Source organism: Rosenbergiella gaditana (assembly GCF_018494065.1).
GTDB classification, from domain to species: domain Bacteria; phylum Pseudomonadota; class Gammaproteobacteria; order Enterobacterales; family Enterobacteriaceae; genus Rosenbergiella; species Rosenbergiella gaditana.
The window spans coordinates 253576-276099 of record NZ_JABBFR010000001.1 but is presented as its reverse complement, the minus strand read 5'-3'; the positions used below and the strand labels follow the sequence as shown (position 1 = coordinate 276099).

General features: G+C 43.5%; 27 protein-coding genes and 4 pseudogenes. 15 read left to right on the top strand and 16 right to left on the bottom strand.

Annotated elements, in window-relative coordinates:
- Positions 1 to 127: 127 nt before the first annotated feature.
- The 6 genes from rutR (at position 128) to yjjJ (ending at position 6739) form a co-directional block, all read left to right on the top strand.
- A complete protein-coding gene (rutR, locus tag HH682_RS01390) occupies positions 128 to 760 on the top strand; it encodes an HTH-type transcriptional regulator RutR (protein ID WP_214235503.1) in 633 nt (210 codons plus the stop codon).
- A 367-nt stretch (positions 761 to 1127) separates the two neighbouring features.
- Positions 1128 to 2156 (top strand): NADP-dependent oxidoreductase, encoded by a 1029-nt coding sequence (locus tag HH682_RS01385; RefSeq protein WP_214235501.1) that lies wholly within the window; start codon positions 1128 to 1130, stop codon positions 2154 to 2156.
- Between the two features lie 127 nt (positions 2157 to 2283).
- Positions 2284 to 3453 carry an MFS transporter gene (locus HH682_RS01380; RefSeq protein ID WP_214235499.1) on the top strand — a complete coding sequence of 390 codons (1170 nt, stop codon included), beginning with the start codon at positions 2284 to 2286 and terminating at the stop codon, positions 3451 to 3453.
- Between the two features lie 153 nt (positions 3454 to 3606).
- Entirely contained in the window at positions 3607 to 4656 is a 1050-nt protein-coding gene (locus HH682_RS01375) for a glycosyltransferase family 9 protein (RefSeq protein WP_214235496.1), read from the top strand.
- A 78-nt stretch (positions 4657 to 4734) separates the two neighbouring features.
- Positions 4735 to 5229, top strand: coding sequence for a tetratricopeptide repeat protein (locus HH682_RS01370; RefSeq protein ID WP_214235494.1), 495 nt, complete (start codon positions 4735 to 4737; stop codon positions 5227 to 5229).
- A gap of 205 nt (positions 5230 to 5434) precedes the next feature.
- On the top strand, positions 5435 to 6739 hold the full coding sequence (gene yjjJ, locus HH682_RS01365; protein WP_214235492.1) for a type II toxin-antitoxin system HipA family toxin YjjJ: 1305 nt from the start codon (positions 5435 to 5437) through the stop codon (positions 6737 to 6739).
- A 761-nt stretch (positions 6740 to 7500) separates the two neighbouring features.
- Here the strand turns inward: yjjJ and HH682_RS01360 are convergent.
- From HH682_RS01360 to HH682_RS01330, 8 genes are all read right to left on the bottom strand, one after another.
- The gene (locus HH682_RS01360; RefSeq protein WP_250318473.1) at positions 7501 to 8580 is read right to left on the bottom strand and encodes a secretin N-terminal domain-containing protein; all 1080 of its coding nucleotides are present in this window, start codon (positions 8578 to 8580) and stop codon (positions 7501 to 7503) included.
- Between the two features lie 7 nt (positions 8581 to 8587).
- Positions 8588 to 9682 (bottom strand): zonular occludens toxin domain-containing protein, encoded by a 1095-nt coding sequence (locus tag HH682_RS01355; RefSeq protein WP_214235491.1) that lies wholly within the window; start codon positions 9680 to 9682, stop codon positions 8588 to 8590.
- Positions 9683 to 10024 carry a DUF5455 family protein gene (locus tag HH682_RS01350; RefSeq protein WP_214235489.1) on the bottom strand — a complete coding sequence of 114 codons (342 nt, stop codon included), beginning with the start codon at positions 10022 to 10024 and terminating at the stop codon, positions 9683 to 9685. It abuts the gene before it with no gap.
- Positions 10024 to 11253, bottom strand: a complete 1230-nt coding sequence (locus HH682_RS01345; RefSeq protein ID WP_214235487.1) for an attachment protein — start codon at positions 11251 to 11253, stop codon at positions 10024 to 10026. Before HH682_RS01345 ends, HH682_RS01350 begins: the two co-directional genes overlap by 1 nt.
- Positions 11254 to 11300: 47 nt before the next feature.
- Positions 11301 to 11540, bottom strand: a complete 240-nt coding sequence (locus HH682_RS01340; protein WP_046359125.1) for a major coat protein — start codon at positions 11538 to 11540, stop codon at positions 11301 to 11303.
- Positions 11541 to 11664: 124 nt separating this feature from the next.
- Positions 11665 to 11751, bottom strand: coding sequence for a tail virion protein G7P-2 (locus HH682_RS16070; RefSeq protein WP_420826171.1), 87 nt, complete (start codon positions 11749 to 11751; stop codon positions 11665 to 11667).
- A gap of 9 nt (positions 11752 to 11760) precedes the next feature.
- Entirely contained in the window at positions 11761 to 12039 is a 279-nt protein-coding gene (locus HH682_RS01335; RefSeq protein WP_214235485.1) for a single-stranded DNA-binding protein, read from the bottom strand.
- A gap of 12 nt (positions 12040 to 12051) precedes the next feature.
- Positions 12052 to 13167: a phage/plasmid replication domain-containing protein gene (locus HH682_RS01330; protein WP_214235483.1), complete on the bottom strand. Its 1116-nt coding sequence runs from the start codon at positions 13165 to 13167 to the stop codon at positions 12052 to 12054.
- 143 nt (positions 13168 to 13310) lie between these two features.
- Between HH682_RS01330 and HH682_RS01325 the strand changes: the two genes are divergently transcribed.
- From HH682_RS01325 to HH682_RS01310, 4 genes are all read left to right on the top strand, one after another.
- Positions 13311 to 13526, top strand: coding sequence for a hypothetical protein (locus HH682_RS01325; protein WP_046359129.1), 216 nt, complete (start codon positions 13311 to 13313; stop codon positions 13524 to 13526).
- Between the two features lie 109 nt (positions 13527 to 13635).
- Positions 13636 to 14058, top strand: coding sequence for a hypothetical protein (locus HH682_RS01320; RefSeq protein ID WP_078005114.1), 423 nt, complete (start codon positions 13636 to 13638; stop codon positions 14056 to 14058).
- A 7-nt stretch (positions 14059 to 14065) separates the two neighbouring features.
- On the top strand, positions 14066 to 14413 hold the full coding sequence (locus tag HH682_RS01315) for a hypothetical protein (protein ID WP_214235482.1): 348 nt from the start codon (positions 14066 to 14068) through the stop codon (positions 14411 to 14413).
- A 19-nt stretch (positions 14414 to 14432) separates the two neighbouring features.
- Entirely contained in the window at positions 14433 to 14777 is a 345-nt protein-coding gene (locus HH682_RS01310; protein ID WP_214235480.1) for a hypothetical protein, read from the top strand.
- Between the two features lie 365 nt (positions 14778 to 15142).
- Here the strand turns inward: HH682_RS01310 and HH682_RS01305 are convergent, their stop codons facing one another.
- The 5 genes and pseudogenes from HH682_RS01305 to HH682_RS01290 all read right to left on the bottom strand — a co-directional run bounded on the left by HH682_RS01305 (position 15143) and on the right by HH682_RS01290 (position 17036).
- A complete protein-coding gene (locus HH682_RS01305) occupies positions 15143 to 15526 on the bottom strand; it encodes a hypothetical protein (protein WP_214235478.1) in 384 nt (127 codons plus the stop codon).
- Positions 15517 to 15834, bottom strand: a complete 318-nt coding sequence (locus HH682_RS15945) for a peptidoglycan recognition protein family protein (protein WP_338049289.1) — start codon at positions 15832 to 15834, stop codon at positions 15517 to 15519. The genes HH682_RS01305 and HH682_RS15945 overlap by 10 nt, the downstream gene beginning before the upstream one ends.
- 71 nt (positions 15835 to 15905) lie before the next feature.
- Complete coding sequence (locus HH682_RS15940; protein WP_275957694.1) at positions 15906 to 16139, bottom strand: peptidoglycan recognition protein family protein; 234 nt, start codon at positions 16137 to 16139, stop codon at positions 15906 to 15908.
- A 27-nt stretch (positions 16140 to 16166) separates the two neighbouring features.
- Positions 16167 to 16649 (bottom strand): Hcp family type VI secretion system effector, encoded by a 483-nt coding sequence (locus HH682_RS01295; protein WP_214235476.1) that lies wholly within the window; start codon positions 16647 to 16649, stop codon positions 16167 to 16169.
- 26 nt (positions 16650 to 16675) lie between these two features.
- Positions 16676 to 17036 (bottom strand): annotated as a pseudogene (locus HH682_RS01290) (helix-turn-helix domain-containing protein).
- 51 nt (positions 17037 to 17087) lie between these two features.
- Between HH682_RS01290 and HH682_RS01285 the strand changes: the two are divergent.
- Positions 17088 to 17363, top strand: a pseudogene (locus tag HH682_RS01285) (Tn3 family transposase); the annotation flags it as partial.
- Between the two features lie 203 nt (positions 17364 to 17566).
- Here the strand turns inward: HH682_RS01285 and HH682_RS01280 are convergent.
- Entirely contained in the window at positions 17567 to 17995 is a 429-nt protein-coding gene (locus HH682_RS01280; RefSeq protein ID WP_214235474.1) for a WapI family immunity protein, read from the bottom strand.
- An 8-nt stretch (positions 17996 to 18003) separates the two neighbouring features.
- Positions 18004 to 18258: a hypothetical protein gene (locus HH682_RS15660; RefSeq protein ID WP_250318472.1), complete on the bottom strand. Its 255-nt coding sequence runs from the start codon at positions 18256 to 18258 to the stop codon at positions 18004 to 18006.
- A gap of 430 nt (positions 18259 to 18688) precedes the next feature.
- Here HH682_RS15660 and HH682_RS15990 point away from each other — a divergent pair.
- The 4 genes and pseudogenes from HH682_RS15990 to HH682_RS01265 all read left to right on the top strand — a co-directional run.
- Positions 18689 to 18952, top strand: a pseudogene (locus HH682_RS15990) (hypothetical protein); the annotation flags it as partial.
- A gap of 155 nt (positions 18953 to 19107) precedes the next feature.
- Positions 19108 to 19355: pseudogene (locus HH682_RS15655) on the top strand (recombinase family protein); the annotation flags it as partial.
- Positions 19345 to 20646 (top strand): M20 family metallopeptidase, encoded by a 1302-nt coding sequence (locus tag HH682_RS01270; RefSeq protein ID WP_214235472.1) that lies wholly within the window; start codon positions 19345 to 19347, stop codon positions 20644 to 20646. The pseudogene HH682_RS15655 and the gene HH682_RS01270, both read left to right, overlap by 11 nt.
- 155 nt (positions 20647 to 20801) lie before the next feature.
- Positions 20802 to 21500 carry an acetolactate decarboxylase gene (locus HH682_RS01265; RefSeq protein WP_214235470.1) on the top strand — a complete coding sequence of 233 codons (699 nt, stop codon included), beginning with the start codon at positions 20802 to 20804 and terminating at the stop codon, positions 21498 to 21500.
- A 34-nt stretch (positions 21501 to 21534) separates the two neighbouring features.
- On the opposite strand, the gene HH682_RS01260 is transcribed toward HH682_RS01265, so the two are convergent.
- Positions 21535 to 22266 carry an SDR family NAD(P)-dependent oxidoreductase gene (locus HH682_RS01260; RefSeq protein ID WP_214235468.1) on the bottom strand — a complete coding sequence of 244 codons (732 nt, stop codon included), beginning with the start codon at positions 22264 to 22266 and terminating at the stop codon, positions 21535 to 21537.
- Positions 22267 to 22524: the final 258 nt, after the last annotated feature.

The window sequence follows — 22524 nt, the reverse complement described above, 5'->3', positions numbered from 1 at the left end:
TCATTGGAGCATTTGGTCTAAACTAGACCGTTTGGTTAAACCGTAACGCACAATTATTGCACCGCAATGGGCAAGGGCGGTGCAGTCAGCTGCTAACCCTTAGCCTAGCGTAGAGAGGAGAGTGTCTGTGAGTGAAACCAAAGTCAGTAATTCACGGCGTTCACGCGCTGCAAATCAGAAACGTCGCACCATTCTTTCCGCGGCATTGACCCTGTTTTCCCAGTTTGGGTTACATGGCACATCCTTAGAGCGTGTAGCCGAAAGTGCCGACGTTTCAAAAACCAATCTTCTTTACTATTTTCCTTCTAAGGAAGCCTTGTACATTGCGCTGTTGGAAGATTTGCTGGAGGTGTGGCTGGCACCTTTAAAAGCGTTTGAAGCAGACCAGCACGCCATCCCTGCCATTGAGCACTATATTTTGCTGAAGTTAACTGTCTCGCGGGATCACCCCGAGGCCTCCAAACTTTTCTGCTTGGAAATGCTGCAGGGCGCTCCGTTGTTAACACAGACACTCCATACTGCCTTGAAGAAATTGATCGACGAGAAATCGGCCATTATTCAGGGGTGGATCGATGCACGGCAACTTGCGCCCATCGATCCGCTGCATTTATTATTTACGCTGTGGGCGACCACACAACACTATGCTGATTTTGGCGTACAAGTCGCGGCCATCAGCGGTAAAACGTTGGATGATCCTGAGTTTTTTCAACAGACTTTTGAGAATGTAAAAAAAATCATCCTGCAGGGTATCGCCTGTTAATCAGGTGTTGACACAACACGATCCATACGTTTGGAAGGCGATAAAAGGTTTGCTGAAGTCTAAGCTCGTCATCGACGCCATTCTCATAGGCGAAGAAGGTATATCGTAGCCGCCATCCCGTGATTAGCGTACTAATTCTCGCCTGTTCACTGATCGTTGGATCAGTCCATTCAGAAAATACCAAAATCGGGGTATGGCATATCAATATCTTACGCGAAGTGTATCGTCACCCGTAAATCCCTAAGACTCATTAGTAGTGCAGAGCGCCATATTCGCTGTCGCATTAAAGGATAAGCGCTCTCGCTAGCGGGTAAGCAGAAATTTCGCTAGGCTTGAAAGATATTATTAATATTCTTAAGGAGTCACTATGTCCACTGCAGAAAAAACCTATCAGGGCTGGCAGCTTACTCAACGCCCTAGTGGAGAGCCTACTGAGCAGTGCTTCTCGTGGGTGACTGGTGAGCGGCCGAGCCCGAAACAAGGAGAACTACTTCTTAGTACCGAATACCTTTCGTTAGACCCCTATATGCGCGGCAGAATGAATGACGGTGAATCCTATGCTCCGCCCGTTCAACTCGGTGAAGTGATGGTCGGTGGGACAGTATCACGGGTGGAGCTGTCCACCGTGGAAGGCTTCGAGGTGGGCGATTGGGTCCTGTCTCAAGGAGGCTGGCAGAATTATTCTCTCGCCAAACCGCAAGAGGTGGTGAAGCTTGGCCAAACGCTAGCACATCCCTCCTATGCGTTAGGAATACTCGGCATGCCTGGCTTCACCGCCTATATGGGGCTGACCGATATTGGTAAACCGAAGGCCGGTGACACCTTAGTGGTAGGTGCCGCAACGGGTCCGGTTGGCGCGACCGTCGGTCAATTAGCGAAACGCTTCGGTTGCCATGTTGTTGGGGTCGCTGGTGGCGAAGAGAAGTGTCGCTATGCAGTAGAAGTATTAGGTTTGGATCACTGTATCGATCATCGTGCTGAAGATTTTGACCAGCAATTGGTAAAAGCCTGTCCACAGGGGATCGATATTTACTTTGAAAATGTGGGCGGAAAGGTGTTTGAAGCCGTGTTCCCTCGTTTAAATCCTCGGGCTCGTGTTCCCGTCTGTGGCGCAGTCTCTTATTACAACCACACTGAGTTACCTGCTGGTCCAGATAAAACGCCTTACATCCTTACGCAACTCATTAAGAAGCGTATTTTGCTACAAGGCTTTATTATTTTCGCGGACTACGCTGATCACTACGCCAATTTCTTATCAACCATGACGCCTTGGGTTGAGGAGGGCGAAATCCATTATCGTGAACAAGTGATCGAAGGCCTCGAACAGGCTCCAGAAGCATTGAACAAGGTTTTACGCGGCGAAAGCTTCGGTAAAATGGTCATTAAAGTTTCGTAATCGCTTATTTTAGTTTATTCCTTGCCGTTGCAGTGAATACTGGCAACGGCTTACCTCACAGAGCACAAATTTTCTTCCAAGCGGCTCATTGATCCGCTTATCGACCTTTTCACGTTAGGGTACTCTTATGTCTTACTCTTCGCAGAGACCAAACTGGCCTGCAGTGTTCGCTATTGCATTTTGTGTGGCCTGTTTAATTACCGCAGAGTTTTTACCGGTAAGTTTACTTACGCCGATGGCAGCAGATCTTCATATCAGTGAGGGGGCAGCCGGGCAAACCGTAACAACCACGGCGTTAGTGGCCATGTTTGCCAGTATCATTATTACATCATTAATAAAGAACACCGATCGCCGTTATGTGGTCATTGCCTTTGCGATATTACTCTCCTTGTCCAGTTTAATTGTCGCATTCTCCACTAACTTTTTCTTACTTTTAGGTGGGCGTGTAGTATTGGGTATTGCACTGGGCGGATTTTGGGCGCTGGCGGCTTCGGTCACCATGAAACTCGTTCCTCCCCATGCGTTAGCCAAAGCACTTTCTGTGGTGTTTGGCGGTGTATCCATTGCGATGGTCATTGCTGCACCCATTGGCAGTTTTTTGGGAAATATTATTGGCTGGCGAAACGTATTTATCGGCGCGGCAGTGCTAGGAGGGGTCTGCAGTGTGTGGTTAATGAAGGTGTTACCCGCAATGCGTGATTCATCGGTAGAAAAAGAATCCATGCTAGGGATCTTTAAGCAAACTGGCGTCATGGTTGCGATGTTGGCCATATTCCTGACTTTTTGTGGGCAGTTTTCTTTCTTCACCTATATTCGCCCACTTTTGGCCACGGTTTCCGAGTTAGATGTCAACCAGCTCACACTCATTTTTTTAGGATTTGGGATTGCCAATTTTATCGGTACATCTTGTTCTGCGATCGTCTTAAAAAAACATTTAATGCGGACGTTATTTCTTGCGCCTACCACACTTTTCTTCTGCGCGGGGCTTTTCATTATCTTTGGCCATATCCCATGGGTTGCGTCGATGATTATGGTTCTGTGGGGACTTACTTTCGGTTTTATTCCCGTCGCATGGTCTACTTGGATTGCTCGTAATCTGTCTCATCAAGCGGAGAATGCCGGGGCAGTACAGGTGGCGGTGATACAGTTTGCCAATACCTTGGGGGCTGCGCTGGGAGGATTACTACTCGATGGCCAAGGGATCCTCGCACCCATAACGCTATGTGGCGGGCTTATGTTAGTGACTGCAGGTCTAATAGGATTTGCACTGCCCAAACATACCGCCACTCATCAGTAATAGATTTCAGGTGGGGGAAGCTTCTCTCACCTGATTTTATTAAATACTTAAAGTTTGAAACTACTGTGTATAGTGTGTTGAACATTTTATGCTTAGCGCGGTCAATTATGTAATTCCGATACTAAAAGTATAATAGCTTGGTAGAATACAAAAATGTCCATATTGAGAAATTTAGCCTTTCGCTTTTTCGACTATAAACCACAGCCTTTGGTTGCCAAAAATATCCATACCGTAGTATTGCATATCCCCGATCAAATCGGCGATGCCATGGCGACCTACCCACTTATTCGTTCTTTAGAAAAGCAACAGATCGCGCATCTCATCATTATCGCCTCAACCCTTAATCATCATGTGTTCGAGGCGTTAACATTATCTAACACCCGTTTAACCGTAATGACCACTCAGTTTCAGGATGTCGCCCGTTACAGTGAAATCAAGGCATTGGCCCAGCAGATCCGCGCAGAGTACGGTACACCCGATCTCTGTATTGAGGCGATGCGTAAAAAAAATCTTAAAACCTTACTTTTTGTGAACACCTTACGTGCGAAGGCTAATTTACAAGCCGTAGGACTAAAGATGCGCTGTTTTTCGCCCTATTGCCGTATTGCTTCGCGTATGGACCAAAAATTTCGTGCTCCTGTCCCCATGACGTGGTCTATTCTAATGCGCGAAGCAGGGTTTCCGGTGGTGGAGGCCGGTTTCGAACTACCCATTCCCGAAGCGACGTCGCGGGAAGTTGATTCAGAAATCAACGCATTAGGCCCCTATATTGCGTTGAACCTAGAAGGGAGTGTGGCAGAACGAACTTTTTCACCGGCAGCAGCTGATCAGTTACTCTCGCTTATCCAGCAGGTGACCCCCTTACCCGTCGTGATAGTGCATAGCCCGAAAATGAGTGAGCAGACTAAAAAACGTGTGGCTGAATGGCAAAACATCTATATCTTATCGCTCGAGCCTTCTATTCTCCGTAGCGCCGCGGTGGTACGCAATGCCTTTTTAACGATTTCTCCCGACACGTCGATCGTGCATATGGCCAGTGCTTATAAGGTACCCGTCTTAGCAATCTACTCTAATTTTAAAACCCGCTGGCCGCCTATGCAGACCCTTGCTGAAACGGTGGTGGTGGGCAGAGAAATTAGCCACTTTCATGCAGTGGAGTTCAGCGAAAAGCTCCAACGGCTAATCACCCGTATCTCCGCATAAAAATTCCATTATCTTAGACAAAAAAGCACAGAAGCGCTAAGCTATCGGTAACCCTCATTGAATTGAGTTACCGATAGTATGACAGATGCGCACCTGCTGCCCTATGCGATAACACTACGAAAAAATAAGCACTATACACAAAGCCGGCAAAGGCTTTTTTCATTACTGACGACCGCCTCTGTTAAAGGGCTACTCTTTCTACATATTGCTTGGGCTTATGATAATGAAGGAAGAGAGGAGCAGGCCTTCGACTATTATCAGCGGGCACTGAGTGAACCGCTTAGCGCCGATGATGAATTTGAGGCTACTTTTGGTCTTGCGTGTACTGCCCGGTGTTTAGGTAAACTCTCTGAGGCTGAGACACTCTTCAAAAGGTTGTTAGCACGTTACCCTGAACGCAGCGAAATTATTCCTTTTTATGCGCTCTGTGCAATGGCCTTGAATAAAGCTTCGCTGGCGAGTGATTTGTTACTGAGCTTAATAATCAATCATCCCCCAACCGAGGCGATTGCCGTTTACCAAAAGACTCTTGCAGGGTATTGGGATAGCGTGGCATTTCGTTCGTCTACTTAAGGTGATCGGTTTACGGCTAAAAATAAATTGGATTACTGCAGTTTGCCGGTAAGCGCGGCATGCACGTTGCCATCAGGATCTGGACTATCGTGGGTTACGCGCTTCATGCGTAGAGAACGGCCATTAAGGTGACATTCCCCCGCACGCATGATAGGTTATCTATTCAAAAAGCTATTCATTAATCTATTCAAATTGGTGCGTACCCATGAAAAATCGCGCAGAAGCCATACGTTATTACCTTCAACAATCGCCAATGACGGTTAGGCAACTTACTGATAATATTAAGGTTAGTCAGCCAACGCTCTCTCGTGCACTTAAAAGCATGGAGAGTGAAATTATCAGAATAGGTGCAGGGCCTTCTATTCATTACGCCTTAATACATCCTTATCGTGGGTTTCGTATTGCACCGATCTACCGAATTTCTGACCAAGGAAAAATCAGATTGTTGGGTAACCTCATTCCGGTATACCCGCATGGATTTGTGATGCACCAAGCTGATGGGAGAGCAAACCATAGTGATGGACTGCCTTGGTGGCTATTTGATATGCGACCGCAAGGTTATCTTGGCCGTGCGTTTGCGGCGGCTTTTTCAACTGAGTTACGCTTGTCATCGAATCCGGAAGATTGGCAAGACGACGAAGTGATTAGAGCCTTATTAGTCCATGGTCATGATAGCGTGGGTAACTTATTGATTGGTGAAAGGGCGAAAACACAATTTTTAGCGATGCCAATTCCTAGACCGATAGACCGTGACCAGCACTATCCGCAACTTGCCTTATCGACCAGTTCGGGCGAGGTACCAGGCTCATCAGCAGGTGGAGAGCAACCTAAATTCTGTACTTACAGCGAACGCGGTCATGTACTGGTCAAGTTTACTGCGCTGGAAGATAATCCAGTGAGTGAACGTTGGCGTGATCTGCTATTGGCTGAGCATTTGGCCTTACAGGTGCTGGGTGTTGAAACGACAGTGATTGATTTAGGCACACAACGATTTTTAGAAATTCCTCGCTTTGATCGCCAAAATGAACTTGGCCGGATAGGTATTTTCTCATTACGCGCGTTGGAGGCGGAATTTATTGGACGAGCCAGAGAGCCTTGGCCAAATCTCGTTAAAGAGCTCGCCACCCAGCAACATGTTGTTCCCAGCGCGGTGCAAGAAGCGGCAAAACTCTGGGCATTTGGTGTACTGATCGGTAACACCGATATGCACCATGGGAATTTATCTTTTATCAGTGATCATGGTCGGCCTTACCAGCTCGCACCGGCTTACGATATGCTACCGATGGGCTTTGCGCCGAAATCAGGAGGCGAACGGGTAAATACGCTACGACCAGCTACTTTACTTGATACGATTGACGAACTGAGTTGGCACGAGGCACTGCAAATGGCTGAAGAGTTTTTAAGGCTGGCCCGCGAGTGTAATCAATTCTCCGATAATTTTATGCCTTGTCTTACTGCATTAGCGACGCATTTAGCTGATGCACGACAACGTATTGCTCGACTAGGGTAACTCTACTATTAAAGGATCGTTAGGGGAGGGCAAGGATCCTAAAGAATAGGAGGTATAGGCGTTCTTACTTGCGTATCCACTTCAGTCAATATCTTTGGTACGACAAAATACTGTTGACTATCAGTGCGAGTTTATCAAACACGCACTCTATAATCCCGTTTGTCATGCTAATGAAGAATGACGCAGGTTTTACAGTAAAGCGTTTAGCCAAATATGGTTTGTTAAATTTACCTTAAACAAAAAATGCATGACAGGTTAAAGCCTTTAGCGCGTGTTGTTACTTGAGTCGAGTTATAGGGTAACTTGTCGCCAATACCGGAAACTGAAAAACTATCATGTCAAGGTTCACTCACTGGATTATCTTCCAGCGCAGTAAACTTGTCCATTAGAGGTTCAAAGAAATTTTTCGTTGAGTAATTCTCTATATCAACAATTGCGTACTGAGAAAGCTCATTGGGCGAAGTACAGTATTCGGTGAATAGGGTGGCGTTAACGATAGCTTGAATAGAACCTAAGGAATGACGAAGCGGCTATAGGAGCTAGGGTAAAATAACTGACTTATAAACCACAAATGCAATTTAACATAATATACATTATGCGCACCAATGCGCATGTAGATGGAATGTGCCGTGATTCGTTGACACTGGTCGTCAACTGGCTACTATCGATGATGATTCTACGTTACCCGTTTCTCCAGACGAACCAGAATCAAATGCAGTAAATGAACGGCCTGACTTCACCACTCAGGCTTGTTCATCCCATCACTCGCCCTTTATCGTTGGTAAATCATTAGTAATAATATCGGATGCCTGTTCATCATTGCTAATTGAGTCAGCGCGGGTATCAATCGTAAGAACAAGCTGACCGTTCCCCATGACAACAGGCGTCACCTTTAGAGACACGCCAACATCATGACGTTCGATAGTCTGGAATGGATTATTTACCCCAGCGGATTCACCCGTAACCTTGCCTGTGATAAAGGGTACATTTTTACCAACAGAAATGTACCCGGTCTGGCCAGACTGGGTAAGAATTCGGGGCGTCGAAATCACCTTAGAGCGGGAGTTACTCTGTACCGCACGCAAGGATAAGGCCAGTACATTACCATCAAAAATGCCAAAAGAGCCGCCCGCCGTCGACAATGCACTACCCAACGCCGAAGTATTAAAGCCCCCTGCTACCTTATGCCCAGATGCAGAACCCGCAGCAAACGACAAATCAACACCATCGGACAAGCTGGTTTCAAACATCAGAGACTGAATTAAAACCTGATCACGAGCAACGTCTACGGAATTGATAAAATCAGTCAGAACTGGCAGTAATTCGTCCGGCGCAGAAACGAGAAGCGAATTATTGCCGGGATAGTCGACGACATTCCCCCCGCCATTAGAATCGAGGTAAATTTTTACCAGTTGCTGAATATCAGACGATCGTACTTTTGTCAGCTTAAAATTTCTGACGGTAAAAGCCACAGAAACGGGTTGAGAAGATGAATCGGATTGTATGGCATCATAAAGATTATTATCTGTATCATCTGGTTCAGCCGCCATCTGTGATGGTAGTTTAGACGGCAAAGATACCAAAGCAGGATTACCGGAAAGCATCACAAAGCCGTTGGCATTTAATACTGATTTAAAAAAATCATCAATATTGGTCGGATTTACATCTGCATTAAAAACTGTCACGGCTCCTTTAACATCCGGATTAACTATAACGGGCTTACCCGTTTTTGATGAATACCATTGTACAAAAGAACGAACAGATGAATTATTGAGATTAACAGTTTCAGCAGAAATACAAAATGAACAAAAAAATAAAAAAACAATAAGAAGTGAGCGCATTGTAATATTACTCCTGACAAGTTACAGTCTGTAAATAACGGTCTTTTCTGATGTCAATCCGGCAAGGATCTTTAATATCAACGGAATAACCATCTTTGATTAAATCAAAATACTGGTATTTCATACCCCTAGCATCAATAAAGGTAACGGAAACATCAAAACCAAGTTGAGTGAAAGAGTTGATAGAAAGTCTCGGTAAATCATCGGCATTATTAGGCGTTACCGCCCTCGCCTGTTCAGCTCTAACAGATTTAATAGCCGAAGTTTGATTAGTAATCTCCTCGGATTTTAGCCAGAAACCTATTCCAAGCCCCAATATCAGAAATGAAAGTATTAATATTAATCGATTGGATTTGCGAAAATAAATTTTCGTCAGGCGCATATGGTATTTAAATCCTCTATTAACTGAAAACTGACCATGAGTGATGAAAGGAGGTAGATATGAGTAAGCACCGAGAGAATAATTGTCTGTGAAAGTCTGCTTGGTGTTATAAGCGGAGTAAAGAGATTTACCAGTATATATCCATTTGTCAACAGTGATTGAATTTACATTGTCGCCATATTTAACAATACCAAAATGTACCTTTAGTAAAGAGAAACGTGAACCTGAAAGAAGATTAATAAGAGAGCCAATAATAGGTATATTTAATTTATCCGATCGACGACAATAAACAACATGTTCAGCAAGAGCTAATCGCGCCTGTTTATCCATGATGGAAACATCCTGGATGAGAAATATGATGTCCCAACCTAATTTACGGGCATGTAAAAACCAGTCAATAACAGGTTGTCTATCCTTGTCGCCCCATGAACGGGAATTAAACCAAGTACCACATTCATCAAGCACTAAAAGACCATTACGGGATTCATCATAAGACGTATTGCCTATGCCAATTGCCAATAAATCATTTAACGATGGTTTATCAGGAATGCGAATGACGCGCGTTTTTTTTGCATAGCGACCTACCATCGGCATATTATGTAATTTAAGGTCTAAATTGGTGGCAACAGGACATCCCTTAGCTAATCTTTCCTGTATTCTGGACACGCTGACCAGTGTTTTACCTGAGCCTAATTTACCTGTTACAACATGAACCGCCATTTATATAACCCTATTCGCATAATCAAGGAATTTTTGTTTTAAGTCGAAGACGAAAACACTAATACGAGTAACCATAATGACATTAATGCAAGCCTGAAAATGGTCAGGTAATACAGATGCCATTAAATGGGAAAAATCAGCAGGAAGACCGTTGTACATAACCTCGGCAAGATATTGCATTAAGAGCGTCACAGTAGTTGTAATTAATGCAACAAGTGCAAAAGCAATCAACCCTGTTTTAGTTGCAAGGCGAGCAATAAAACTCGCCACATAGCCAATCAATAAAGGAACAAGACCAATAAGAAAACGTAACAGTGCTGGAATACCCAATAAGAAAGGCATTACTCATCCCCTTTACGAAGTAATGAAGTTAAAGATGTAAATACATACCAAAATGTAAGGCAGTAAAAGATCCATGAAAGTGCATCTTTAATAGAAAGTAATTTATCGCATTCGATATCAATTTGATAAACCTCTCCTGGAAAAATAATTAAGTCAGAACAACCATTACCATTAGGTAAATTAGGCAGCATCGCACCTTTATTTAAAAATGCTTCCCATAATGCCCCATGAGATTCTTTAGCTATCCCTAATTCAGATTCTGCCAAATTTGAAGCACTATCTAATTCAGAGTCACCTTTTCCATAACGGGAGTCACCACCGGAAGCGTCAGCAAAACGCGCAGCACCACGGGTAAGATTATTTATAGAGTCACCAAGACGATTTATATTATTTTTAGTCTGTTCATCAGACGTTTTTTTATCATCAGATGAGGTATCTTTTTCCGTTAGCTTGTCATAAATTTCACTGGCGACTTTAGGCGAAGCGCCCTCCATAGCTGACTGAATATCATCTTTGGTAAGATTTGAACCATTACTACTGCCAGAACTGCCGCCTGTATCGCTACCTCCATTATCGCCACTATCCGCCTCATCTCCTCCGGTGTCACCGCCATCGCCAGCAGGAGAAGAAGGTTTATCGGATGAGTCCGCTACCGTTCCGGTTGGCTTCCACGTTGCAGCGCAAACAGAGCTATCACTCTGGCAAACAATAACGCCAGTGGCTTCGTACTCGCAGCCATTATAATAAATATAACGATCACCAGAATCAGAATAGACATTATTGAACACACCATTTTCAGGTGGTTTTGCTTCACAAATTTCTTCTGGCGTAGGTTCGGAAGGTTTTTCATCGGGAATAGTGCGTTGAATATCGCCAACGATATAAGCAGCTAAAGACCAGAATTTATCTTGCTGGCCGGGAGAACCATTATAAGTACAAGCATCAGCCGTAACGAGACGAAATTCAGAATCAGGCCAAACGCCCTGATAGGTTACTTTGACCTGTTCAAATACACTTTTAGCACTGTCTTTAGCAGCCTGACAAGCTGAGGACTGCATAGCGGCATCAATATAATATACAGTGGTTTGAGTACCATCCTGATTTACTATTTGCTTGCTTTCTGAATATGCAGAGCTTTGATAGGTAGATTTAGAAACGCTTTCCCATGAGTCAGCATGTGAAAATGAAGGTAAACAAAGAGCGGAAAGAAATAATATTTCCCTTTTCATAATGGCCCGCTTTAATTTAAAGGGGCAGCAAGTGCCCCTGATAGATATTAAACAGCTTTTGAGGAGAACTTTTTGAAAAGACGGATAGCCAGACCAGCTCCGACAACAGCGACTACAACAGGCCAGACTTTAGCAATAAGATCGTTAGCCTGAGTTAACAGAGAGTCCATAGCCTGCCCGGCATAATCAGTAGATGCACCTTCACCCGCTGCGAAACAGCTTGCAGAAACAAAAAGTGCAGTTGAAGCAACAGCGATTTTTGATTTTACGGTAGATAAGATTTTCATAAAAATAACTCCATTGATTACATAGAAAACTACATTAGACGGTCAGTTAATGATTTAAATGAACCGACCGCATAGAAAAGAGCTAAGCCAAAGGCATAAGCCCCAAAGAAATAGGCAATATACATTAGCGAAGTACCCCCGCCGTTATTGCTCCTAGCCCAAAAGAAATGACAATACCGGATGCTATAAGAATCTGGGTTAATTCATCCATATTAATAATCTACTTAGATGAATCTTGATAAGGGACAAGTACTATTTTTCCGACTCTTAGTTTTTGAAAGTCACCTACATAAATACTGGACTCATGAAGAGAGTAAAGCCCTGCCGGATATGGAGGTTGTCCGTTCTCAAGATTAATCTTGAACATCTGTGGATAGTCACCACCAAGGAAAATATACGCTGATTGCTCAGGGATCGTATAAGCTTTGCCAGTTGTTTTAGATACACCGCTACGAGTGTCGGCTACAGCTTGTGATGGTTTAATTTCAATTTTAATCATTACATATCTCCATTAAGCAACTTTTACATGTGATGGCTTCAAATACCATGATGGAATAACACAATCTTTAACTTTAATTTCTCTGACTTCTCTGGTGATAACAGGTGAAAACTTAGCTACATTGCAGCGCTGCGCAATATCGATACCAATTCTTCTAAGCCTTGCTCGATGAATCTTTACAGCGGACTTTGAAAAATCGAAAGAGTGACCATGAAACCATTGAATGGCATACATAGAAGTTGTATTAGCCGCTCTTACCGTATCAACAATACCCTGTGAGATTAAATGTTCGCTTATAGTTTCAAATTCCATAGCATTCACCGATAGTTTTTCATCTAAATTCAAAAATGTATTATATAACTCGTTTAATATGGAGTAATCAGATAGCCCCCAGAATAAAAGATTATTTTTCTGCAAATAACGTGATTTTAATTTCTGTTCAAAACGAACGATTCCATTCTCTTCGCAATATTCAATTACTTTATTAATATGTTTCACTTGCTCTGAATCAGAACCAAATTTATTTTTTATTTTAGTCAGGGAATGTAATGCAAGTTCATGCCCTTTATTATAAACAGTCGGGTATATTAAGTTAACATTACCCTTTTTAGACAACGAATCAACTGACTTACCATTACTATGAAGTCTAGGAACACTATTTCTATAAGGTTGCGTTGATAAGCCTGATATATATTCATCCTCATTGCCTTTTCCAGTGGATTTATTTGAGGTGATATGTAGCTCACGAATAATTGCACCATCAGAAATAAGCGTTACTTTTTCATTCTCTTTAGTTTGGCTAAAAAAAGTTTTTGTACATTTTGTAAAAGGCGGTAAGCCCAAATCAAAGAGGATGCTGTTATAAACAGCGACACAAGCATCAACAGAAGTCAGACCAAAAAGGTTATCAAGTCTGTTCCAGCGTGAAGGATTACCCGTAATCTTAAGTACCGAGCCTCTTATAGAGACTGAGACAACATCGCAAAATGAACCCTTATGCTGAAATACTGGCTGGGAAAGTGAGCTACCCTCACCCGTTTCAAGGTGAATGCGCTGATATGCAACATCACCAAGAATAGGAAGCTGATAACCAAAATCCTGTTCAATCGAGAGCCAGTCGTAAAACACCCAAGAACCCCTATGCATGTATGCATGTATGCCGTAAAAAAATAACATCGCATGTGAATGCATGTATGCAAGCATAACTGCATGGGTATTTGGTACGCATGTATACTCACATACAAATGACCTTCTATGATCCAGGTGAACAAATGCAAAAACCTAAAAGAACAACAATGGCCATTACTGCTGAGCGGAAGATGAAGCTGGAGAGGATGGCGATAGATGCCAGTCAGAAGGCTGGATCACAGATCTCATGGACAGACATTGTTAATCATCTGATTGATGATTATGCAAAAGAAGCCGCAGAAGAGCTTACCGAGAGAGCACGAGTCGAGCGGGAAATCATGACAATGCATCATCGGTAGTATGGGAATCCATACCAAAGTTCGGGTGTCACAGAACCCCGAACCGCTTCGCGGCGATGTGAAGAATTTTAGCGGCTAAAATTTCTATGCAAAAAAAAGGATGAAAGAGATGAGTAGGAGTAACGAAACAAATGGTGTAGAGCTGGTTTTCATCGGTGTGGCTGTTTTTCTTTTGGCGGTTATAGGATGGCTGATGAAAACATTCGATGTTGGATGGCAAACGGCTCTGGAAACGGCCCCAAGCCTGATTGTCTGGATTCTTGCAGTAGGAGCCGGGATCTTCTTCGGGATCAAAATGGAAACTGGCCTTGTTCGCTGGGGAGCGCCATTGGCAATTGCCCTTCTGATTCCGGTTTTCAAACCGATCCTTAAAGAAGCTGCTGGAGTTCGTGACGTTGGCGGATTGGTTTTCGATGATATGGTTTCGTGGTACGGAACTGGTTGGGGAATGTCCCTGATGTTCTTCGGGATTCTTATTGTAGGATATGGGCTGCTTTATTGGTGGCACAGAAGAAATTCATATTACTGGTAATAATAGTATGGATTACAACATTATATTAGGGGTTATCGGGGGGTTAGGGATAGGGACTATGTTAAATTCAGCCATTACCAGCCTCTTAAATAAAAAAACAAAAAAAGATGAACGGTTATACGAAGAAAAAAGAAATGCATATTTAGGGTTATTGTCATCCATTCACAAGTCTGCAATTTCCCCATCGGAAGAAGCATCAAAAGAATATGCACTATGGCAGACGCATTGTTCTTTGTTTGGCTCAAAACAGGTCGTCCACTATTCGCAAAAAATTGTCGATACGAATGATGGACCAAGAGAAGAAAGACACGATGCTTTTAATAAACTAATAGAATCAATGCGAAATGATTTATAAAATTAACGCGGCGGCATAAATGGCTAAAAAATCAAGGGTTTATAAAGTAAAGGTTAGAACTGCACATGGCGGTGAGTATATTTACAATATGCCTGTGCCGGGTGCAAGCAAAGCGCATGTTTTTTCTGAAATGAATTCGCCTGACATGGCTGTATTAGACATAACATATCTTTACTGGTGCGACATTCAACTAATCGGTTATGGATCTGGTGATTACTTCTTTAAATTGACAACAAAAAAAGGGCATGAGTTCACCTACGAAGCAGGTGATTTCGGATGGAGTCATCTAAACTTTCAATTTAAACAAGATGTTGATGCGATGATTGATGAAATTGAACGGAGCCAAGGTCGTCATGATTATTAATAAATAATTGGTTCGCACAATGACATTATGCTAAAGAGGCCGCTGCGGGAGATATTTTCGCAGCGGCCTTTTCAACATAATGCGTCGACATTATGCGCACCTAGATAACGGTACGCATAATAGTTGAAATGTCTTGCGGCCTTAGGTCTGATTGTGTGCTGAATTCTTATTACAAGGAAATGATGTCAATTTTCAGGCTACAGGTAGACAGATTTCAGGTAACACAGCATTTCGCCAGGCAATATAACTGTCAACTTTTCACCATCAGCCATTTTACACTCCTATGATTTACCATAACGTATTGTGAAACGTCGCTCTAAATAAAACTTGAATAAAGCCTGTTTTTAACAGGCTTTATGTATTGTCTATTCTTTCTCCCAATCATTGTCAGTAAAGTAGAAATATCGTCTTGTTTTATTAATAAAATCCACCCATCCGAGTCCACTGGAATGTATTCTCCACGCACCTGAATCTCCATCCTTAAAAGTAACTTTACCAGATGCAATACAAGGCGAATAATACTCATTTATCCAGTTACCACTGGAGGATGATTCCTGAGCCTGAGAGAAATATTGGATTAGTTGTTCTTTAGTCGGATTAAATGTCTTGCAACCTTCTTTTTCATATTCAGCTCTGTTATCACTATCCCAGGCACCTGTTTCCATTATATTTATCTCATTTACTACCCTTGCCTGAGTAAATGTGGGGATGAATAAAAAAACAAGGAATACTATCTTCTTTATTTCCATTCTGCTGTACCCGCTTCTGTTTCATTTTTCCGGCCTACATCAGGGTGTCTGTAAATTTCAGTCATAGAAACTTTGAATGTTGAAGCAAGTTCAGCAATCAACCATCTAAGAGAATCATTTTGTTTATCATTAACCGCTTCATAGACAGGCTCTGGTTTACCTTTAACATCAATAGCAAGTCCAACAATTTCAATTCCAATACTATCGGTATTGCCTGGGAATCGGTCAGGAAATTCTTTCCCTTTTTCTATATCAGATATTTGTTGAGATATTTTTCTCTTCCAGTAACTTTTAGTATGTAAAGCCAAAAGATTAACCTCTGTTGGTTTACATTTTTTTTTCAAAAAGCATCTGGATTGCATCAATCCTACATGCCAGGTTACTTTAACAAAGATGCTGTCTGATAAATCTTACCGTCTTTGTCTATTAAAAAATGAGCGCCATTCGCTGAGGTTTGATTGTAGCTGTTGAATGTGCTTTGGGCTGTCGGACTGTTAGTCTGATGAACGATTATCCCGTTCACTTTGTCCAGCTTGCCACGCTCTATTGTACTGAATCGCTTGACAATAATTCGCTCTGCATCCACTAAACCATTTTTATCAACGAATAACATAATTATATTCCTTTATATTGCCTGTACTTAAATAGCTGCATTGGCTTTAATGTCATATCCCATGGAAACCGTACCTGCTGTACTTCCCTCTGCATTCTGCAACACATAGTCCATTTGTACTCTGGAGAACGCCAGGCTTACCGCCTCGCGTGGTACACGCATGGTGTTGTAATAAACAGGATGTACGGCGGTGATGATAATTTCCTGAAGGGTAATGCGCAGATATTCCAGCGGTGAGCCGCCCGCTTTTCTGACTGTTAATACTGCTTCGGGAATATGCTTTCCGGTCAGGCAATACTGAAGAAGGTTAGTACTGGATTTGTCGATATAGTGCTCAAAATGAAAATCCTCAACAGTACATTTTCCCGCCCCTCCACCACTACCAGAATGCATATTTGATGTCTGACTAACGGACCAGTCCCAGTTAAGTACCTCAATATCTCCTTTATGGGTGGAATCCTGAGATTCACCTTCGATACCATCAATTTTTATAAAAATATCCTGAGCCATAATTCGTCCTTGTTTAAATAAAATGATTACTGCTTTTCTCTGCCTCGTATAAGCGTCCGGTAAACGGTCGGCCGCGATACTGAAAACAGTTCTGCCAGATCACTGATAGAATGTTCCCCTCTACCGTGCATACGACACAGTTCCTGCTGCTGCTTCTCTGATAATTTTGGCTGTTTACCTTTCAGCTTGCCTTTTGCTCTGGCGATAGCCATACCTTCTCTGGTACGCAGACGTATCAGATCACCTTCAAACTCGGCAAACGTCGCCAGCACGTTCGGTATAAATTCGGTCCGAGGAGACGCCCAGGCTGACGAGGGCTTCCTGCTGTGCGGCCAGGTCCTGTCGGTCAGTAGAGCAGCGTGCATAGCCAATGCGTATTTCAGTCATAAATGTACGTTTGAGGGGCCATCAAAGAGATTGATACCGTACCATTGATAGAAGCTGACGGGCCAGAATGACATAGAGCTCGAAATCAGCAATCAGTGTGGCCGGCTACTCAGCATCGTGATTATTTATTATAACTCAGCCCTGTTATCGCGATTGTTGCAAAGATATGAAGCAACCGGTAACACCCGGGGGCTGGAGTTCCTCAAACGGATGTCGCCCGTCGCATGGCAGCATATCTTTTTAAACGGGCATTACACTTTTATCACTGAAGGGAAAGAGATCGATCTGGACGCGATGATTGACGGACTGACACTGTCATCAGGCTGAAAGCTTAAGAATGGCAGACGCCACAAAATTTTGGCGGGTTCCCGCTTACAACCCCTGTACAGTATGGAGTTCTAACTCATTCGCTTTATTATAAACGAACCCTCCCCATTCCGGTAAACCCCATTCTACCGGAATGGCTCAGAACCCTTTTGTGACATAGCGTCATACATTATGCGCACCAGTGCGCAGACAAGCTATTCCTGTCAGTTTTGCCAGTTAATCATCTCGTCAAGGCCGGACTGCAACGCCGGAAAGTAGCTCTGGTCAAGATAAAATGTGTCGGTGACTTTGACACTGTCTGCATTATCTTCTGGTTTCATCACAATATTTACTTCTGCAATATCATGATGACTAACTTGCCTGAACTGTAAACTAAAATGATGTTCTAAACTGTCAAAAAATATATCAGGACGAGGCTCCTGTTTAATCAGACCTTCATAGAAAGATTGAATTTCTTTCTTTAACTCAATAAGTTCAGGAACCGTAAATGCAGTGCTGTACTGTGTCGTTAATACTGGCAGCTTATATTCAACAAACGTCTTTATCGAGTCGTCTGATAGGTCCTCTTCGGCATGTTCTCTTTCATAAGGTGACAGTTGAAATTTCAGTATCCCAACTTCAATATCAATCATAATTACCTCTAAAAATACTGGAAATGACTGATTGTCAAGTCTTTCTCACGAACAAGGACTTCGAGAGTATACTTTTTGTAATAATATGTTCCTTTAGCTTGTTTGTTCTCAACAAGTCTATACATTTCAGTCTCATAGCGAAAAAGCCCTGGTTTTTTCTTTGGATCAGGCATTCGTCTGCCATAACGGATAGCTTTTTCCTGAATTTGTAAAGGGACATAGCGACCGGGGTTCTGCATGTGCTTCGCAGCAGTTTCTGTCATTTTAAGACTGCGAGCTGAGAACCCCGCCTTCAATCGCCCACGTAGAAAACTGACCGTACTCTGACTAAGTTTTACAGTGATGGCCGTTCTGACTCCGCTTTGCAGTAACACCCTGCTAGCAAAGAAAATGCGGAAAACACCTGCTGCGAGTAACGCAATATCAGTCGGCTCAATCTGCGGTGATTCTAAAGGCGCTTCTTCCAGTCTGACAAAAGTACCATCGGTGTCATAAATTCGCCAAAGACCGGGAGCCTGTGAAACGGAGTAACCTTTACCTGATGCACCGAAATCTTATAACATTTTTTAATTGTTGTACATTATGTGCACTAATGCGAATGCAGGGGGAATCTGGCGGCGAGCGTTGACTCTGGTCGTTAACTGGCGACTATCACAGTGATTCTACGTTACCCGTTTCTCCAGACGAACCAGAATCAACACTAGGCGTAACGATACAAATGGTGTAGAGCTGGTTTTCATCGGTGTAGCTGTTTTTCTTTTGGCGGTTATAGGATGGCTGATGAAAACATTCGATGTGGGATGACAAACGGCTCTGGAAACGGCTCCAAGTCTGATTTTCTGAATTCTTACAGTTGGAGCCGAGATCTTTTTCGGGACCAAAAAGGAAACAGTCCTTGTCCGCTGGGGAGCGCCCTTGACAATTGCCCTTCTGATTCCGGTTTTCAAACCGATCCTCTAGGAAGCTGCTTCTTCAGAAAGAAACAAATTCGGCAATAAATGAAATGAAGGCTGAACTGGGTGCTCGTCTTGTGAAGAGATCATGGTTATGTATAAGGGTACACTGACGCCATAATCAAAACGTGACAGCACACGATGAATGACGTAACGTAAATGCTTATCGACCTGATGGCCGTAATGTCGCATCTGACGCCAGCGGCAGAAATAGGGAATGGAGCGGGCACATACGTTGGGTAGTTACTGCAGAAAATAGGCCGTTCCCGAACAGCACCAGAAAGTGTTGTACTATCGGCAGGTAAAAACTCAGTATCCGCGATACAGCAGATACCACAGGTTACAGTCCCTCACCGACATATCAAATTCAGGCTCTGTACAGCCCGGAGAGTAAAAATGAAAGCTAAAATATTATTTCTGGTATTAATACTGTCCAGTCTCAGCAGCATCACGGCAGTAAATGCAAGGTTAAATTCAGATGATAGCGTTTTAATCAATTACATTGATAAACATAAAACAAACCAACTAAAACTGCTCGAGGACTTGGTTAATATCAATAGTGGTACGGGGAATCGTCGCGGAGTTGAAAAAGTTGGGGAGCGATTCAGAATTGAATTAGATGATTTGGGTTTCAAAACACAGTGGGTCAATCTCCCCGCTTCTATGAAACATGCCGGTAGTTTAGTGGCTACGCATAGCGGTCCGGGAAAGAAAATTTTGATAATTGGCCACCTGGATACCGTTTTTCCTTCCCATAGCCCTTTTCAGTCATTTACGCTTTCGCCAGACCACCTATCAGCAACAGGACCGGGAGTCATTGATGATAAAGGGGGCCTCGTCACGATTTTATATGCACTCAAGGCGCTGAATCAGGCCGGAAAATTGAAGTATGCCAATCTAACGGTAGTACTTACCGGGGATGAGGAACAGGCAGAAAAACCAACCTCCATCTCACGTAAAGCACTGACGGAAGCCGCTCAGGGCAGCGATATTGCACTGGGATTCGAATTTTCGCTTACCGAAAATCAGCTGGTGACAGGAAGACGAGGATTGAGCGAATGGTACCTTTCCAGCAGTGGTAAATCAGGACACTCCTCCAAAATATTTCAGGCTGCATCAGGGGATGGTGCCATCTATGAAACGGCACGGGTGCTAAACAGTTTTCGAACTGTCCTTTCAAATATTCCGGGGTTAACGCTTAATCCAGGCATTATTCTCGGAGGGCAGACTGTTAAGGAAGATACGCAGCAAAACACCGGTAACGCCAGCGGTCAGAAGACAATCATTGCAGCTCAAACACTTGTGCATGGTGATTTACGGTTTTTATCAGATGAACAGAAATGTATGGTTGAGCAAAAAATGCGTGAAATTACGATGTCCGCGTTACCACTAACCTCCAGCCAGTTGATATTCAACAATATAATGCCAGCTATGTCGGAGAAAAATGAGAATAGGCAGCTTTTAGCTGAGTTCAGCGATATTAGTGTGGCGTTGGGGGGATCGAGCTTACAGGCTGTGTCGGCTGCTGAACGTGGGGGGGCAGATATTTCTTATATTGCACAATATGTTAGCGCCAGTCTTGATGGCCTTGGCCCTTGGGGAAAGGGAGCTCATAGTCAGAGTGAGACTCTAGAAGTCAAGTCTCTCCCTGAAGTGACTAAAAGAGCGGCTATTTTTATTAATCACTATTTGAATTAGTAATTTAACTAAGTTTCATATGTCCGCTTAAGTTCAATGATAAGCCTAGTCAAATTGCCGAGGTGATACTACGCTTATTCAGTAAAAAAAACAGAGATATCGCTGGCATTACCTCGAGTATTGATCACTATTTATTCGCTAATAATCGGAGAGTTATGAGTAAAATTACACAATATTCCACCATCGGTGCGCTGATGTCAGGTCACTTTGCTGGCGATTTTTCCGTGAAATCTACCCATAGCCCAACGCTCTTTGGCTTGGGATGCTCATGTGGCATTAGTGGCGAACTCACGGTATGTGGAGGAGAGTTTTGGGAAGCGACGGCAGGTGAGTCACTTCACCAGCTTGACGATCGTCAACTACCCTTTTTACAAGTTACCGACTTTGTGGCAGAAAACTCGTTAAAAGCCACGGGTATTAACGATAAAAACCTCGAGCATCGCTTATCTGAACAGCTTGCTATCAACAATATTTTTTTAGCCGTTAATGTTAAGAGCCGCTTTGATGAGGTGGTTATCCGGCGTCCACAGCGTGATGAATCGCAAACCCGTACCGTTCAAGAGATGTCGGACTCACAACAAGTTGATACCCATCACAATATTGCTGGCCAATTAATTGGTTTTTGGACTCCAGCGTTATTTGGTCGTATTTCAGTGCCCGGCTTTCATTTTCACTTTTTAAGTGATGATCGAAAAATTAGCGGCCATGTCTTGTCGTTTACTGCCGCTAACGCAGTGGTTGATTATCAAGTTAAGCACAGTATCGAGATCAATAATCCCACTAGCGAAGCCTATAACACGCTTGATATAGATGTAGCGCAATTAGACCAACTGATAAGTCACGTGGAAAAGTAAAGCATAGGCATCCAAGGATGCCTAATGTTAAAGCTTAGGCGAGTAACCCACCGTCTACCGGCATGGCAATGCCAGTAATATAACCGGCCTTCTCACTTACCAAGAATCCCACGGCATTCGCAATATCGTTAACTTGACCGTAAGCGCCGGTTGCCACAAAACTGCTGAGATACTGAGCGTCCTCGGTGTTCGCTGGGTTCAAGTCTGTGTCGATCGGACCCGGCTCCAACACATTAATCGTAATGCCTTTTTTCCCGAGATCGCGCGCCACCCCTTGTGCGAACCCACGTAATCCTGCTTTGGTGGCAGCGTAGACCGAAAGACCACCAAAAGGAACACGTCCCGCAAAGGCTGAGCCCATTAATACAATTCGGCCCCCTTCACCCATCACTTTTACCGCCTCGCTGGTCTCAATCATCATTCCGCGTAAGTTGAGGTTGAGCACCGCATCAATATCGTCACTGGTGACTTCAGTAATGGGTTTATGATTACCAATACCCGCATTACAGACCAATACGTCAAGCCGACCTAACTGCTTTACCGTCTCCCTAACCACTAACTGATTACCTTCGACTGTCGAACCGTCAGCTTGAATCAACGCGACCTTGCGGCCTAATGCTGAGATTTGTTCAGCGACTTCGTTAGCTTTTACCTTATTACGCGCAAAGGAAAGGGCAATATCAAATCCTTGCTCGGCCAATTGGCGAGCAATGGCTGCGCCTATCCCACGGCTGCCGCCAGTAATCAGTGCAACTTTACGTGTCATGGTTTACTCCTCATGCAGGGTGTAGGGATACCTCACCGACAGTGACGTATCATTGAACTAAAAGGGTAACATTTTTGAACGATAAAACGAGGTGATAAAAGTGTTAATTCCAGTCATTAATCCTATACAACGATGCTAATCTATCTCCACCCACTCCCATAAACTGAGCGAAACTCTCTAAACCTGGGGGTTAATTGTATTCAAGCGTCACGTTTATCACAGACTGGCTGGAACCCAGCGTGGAAAATCGGTACCCTT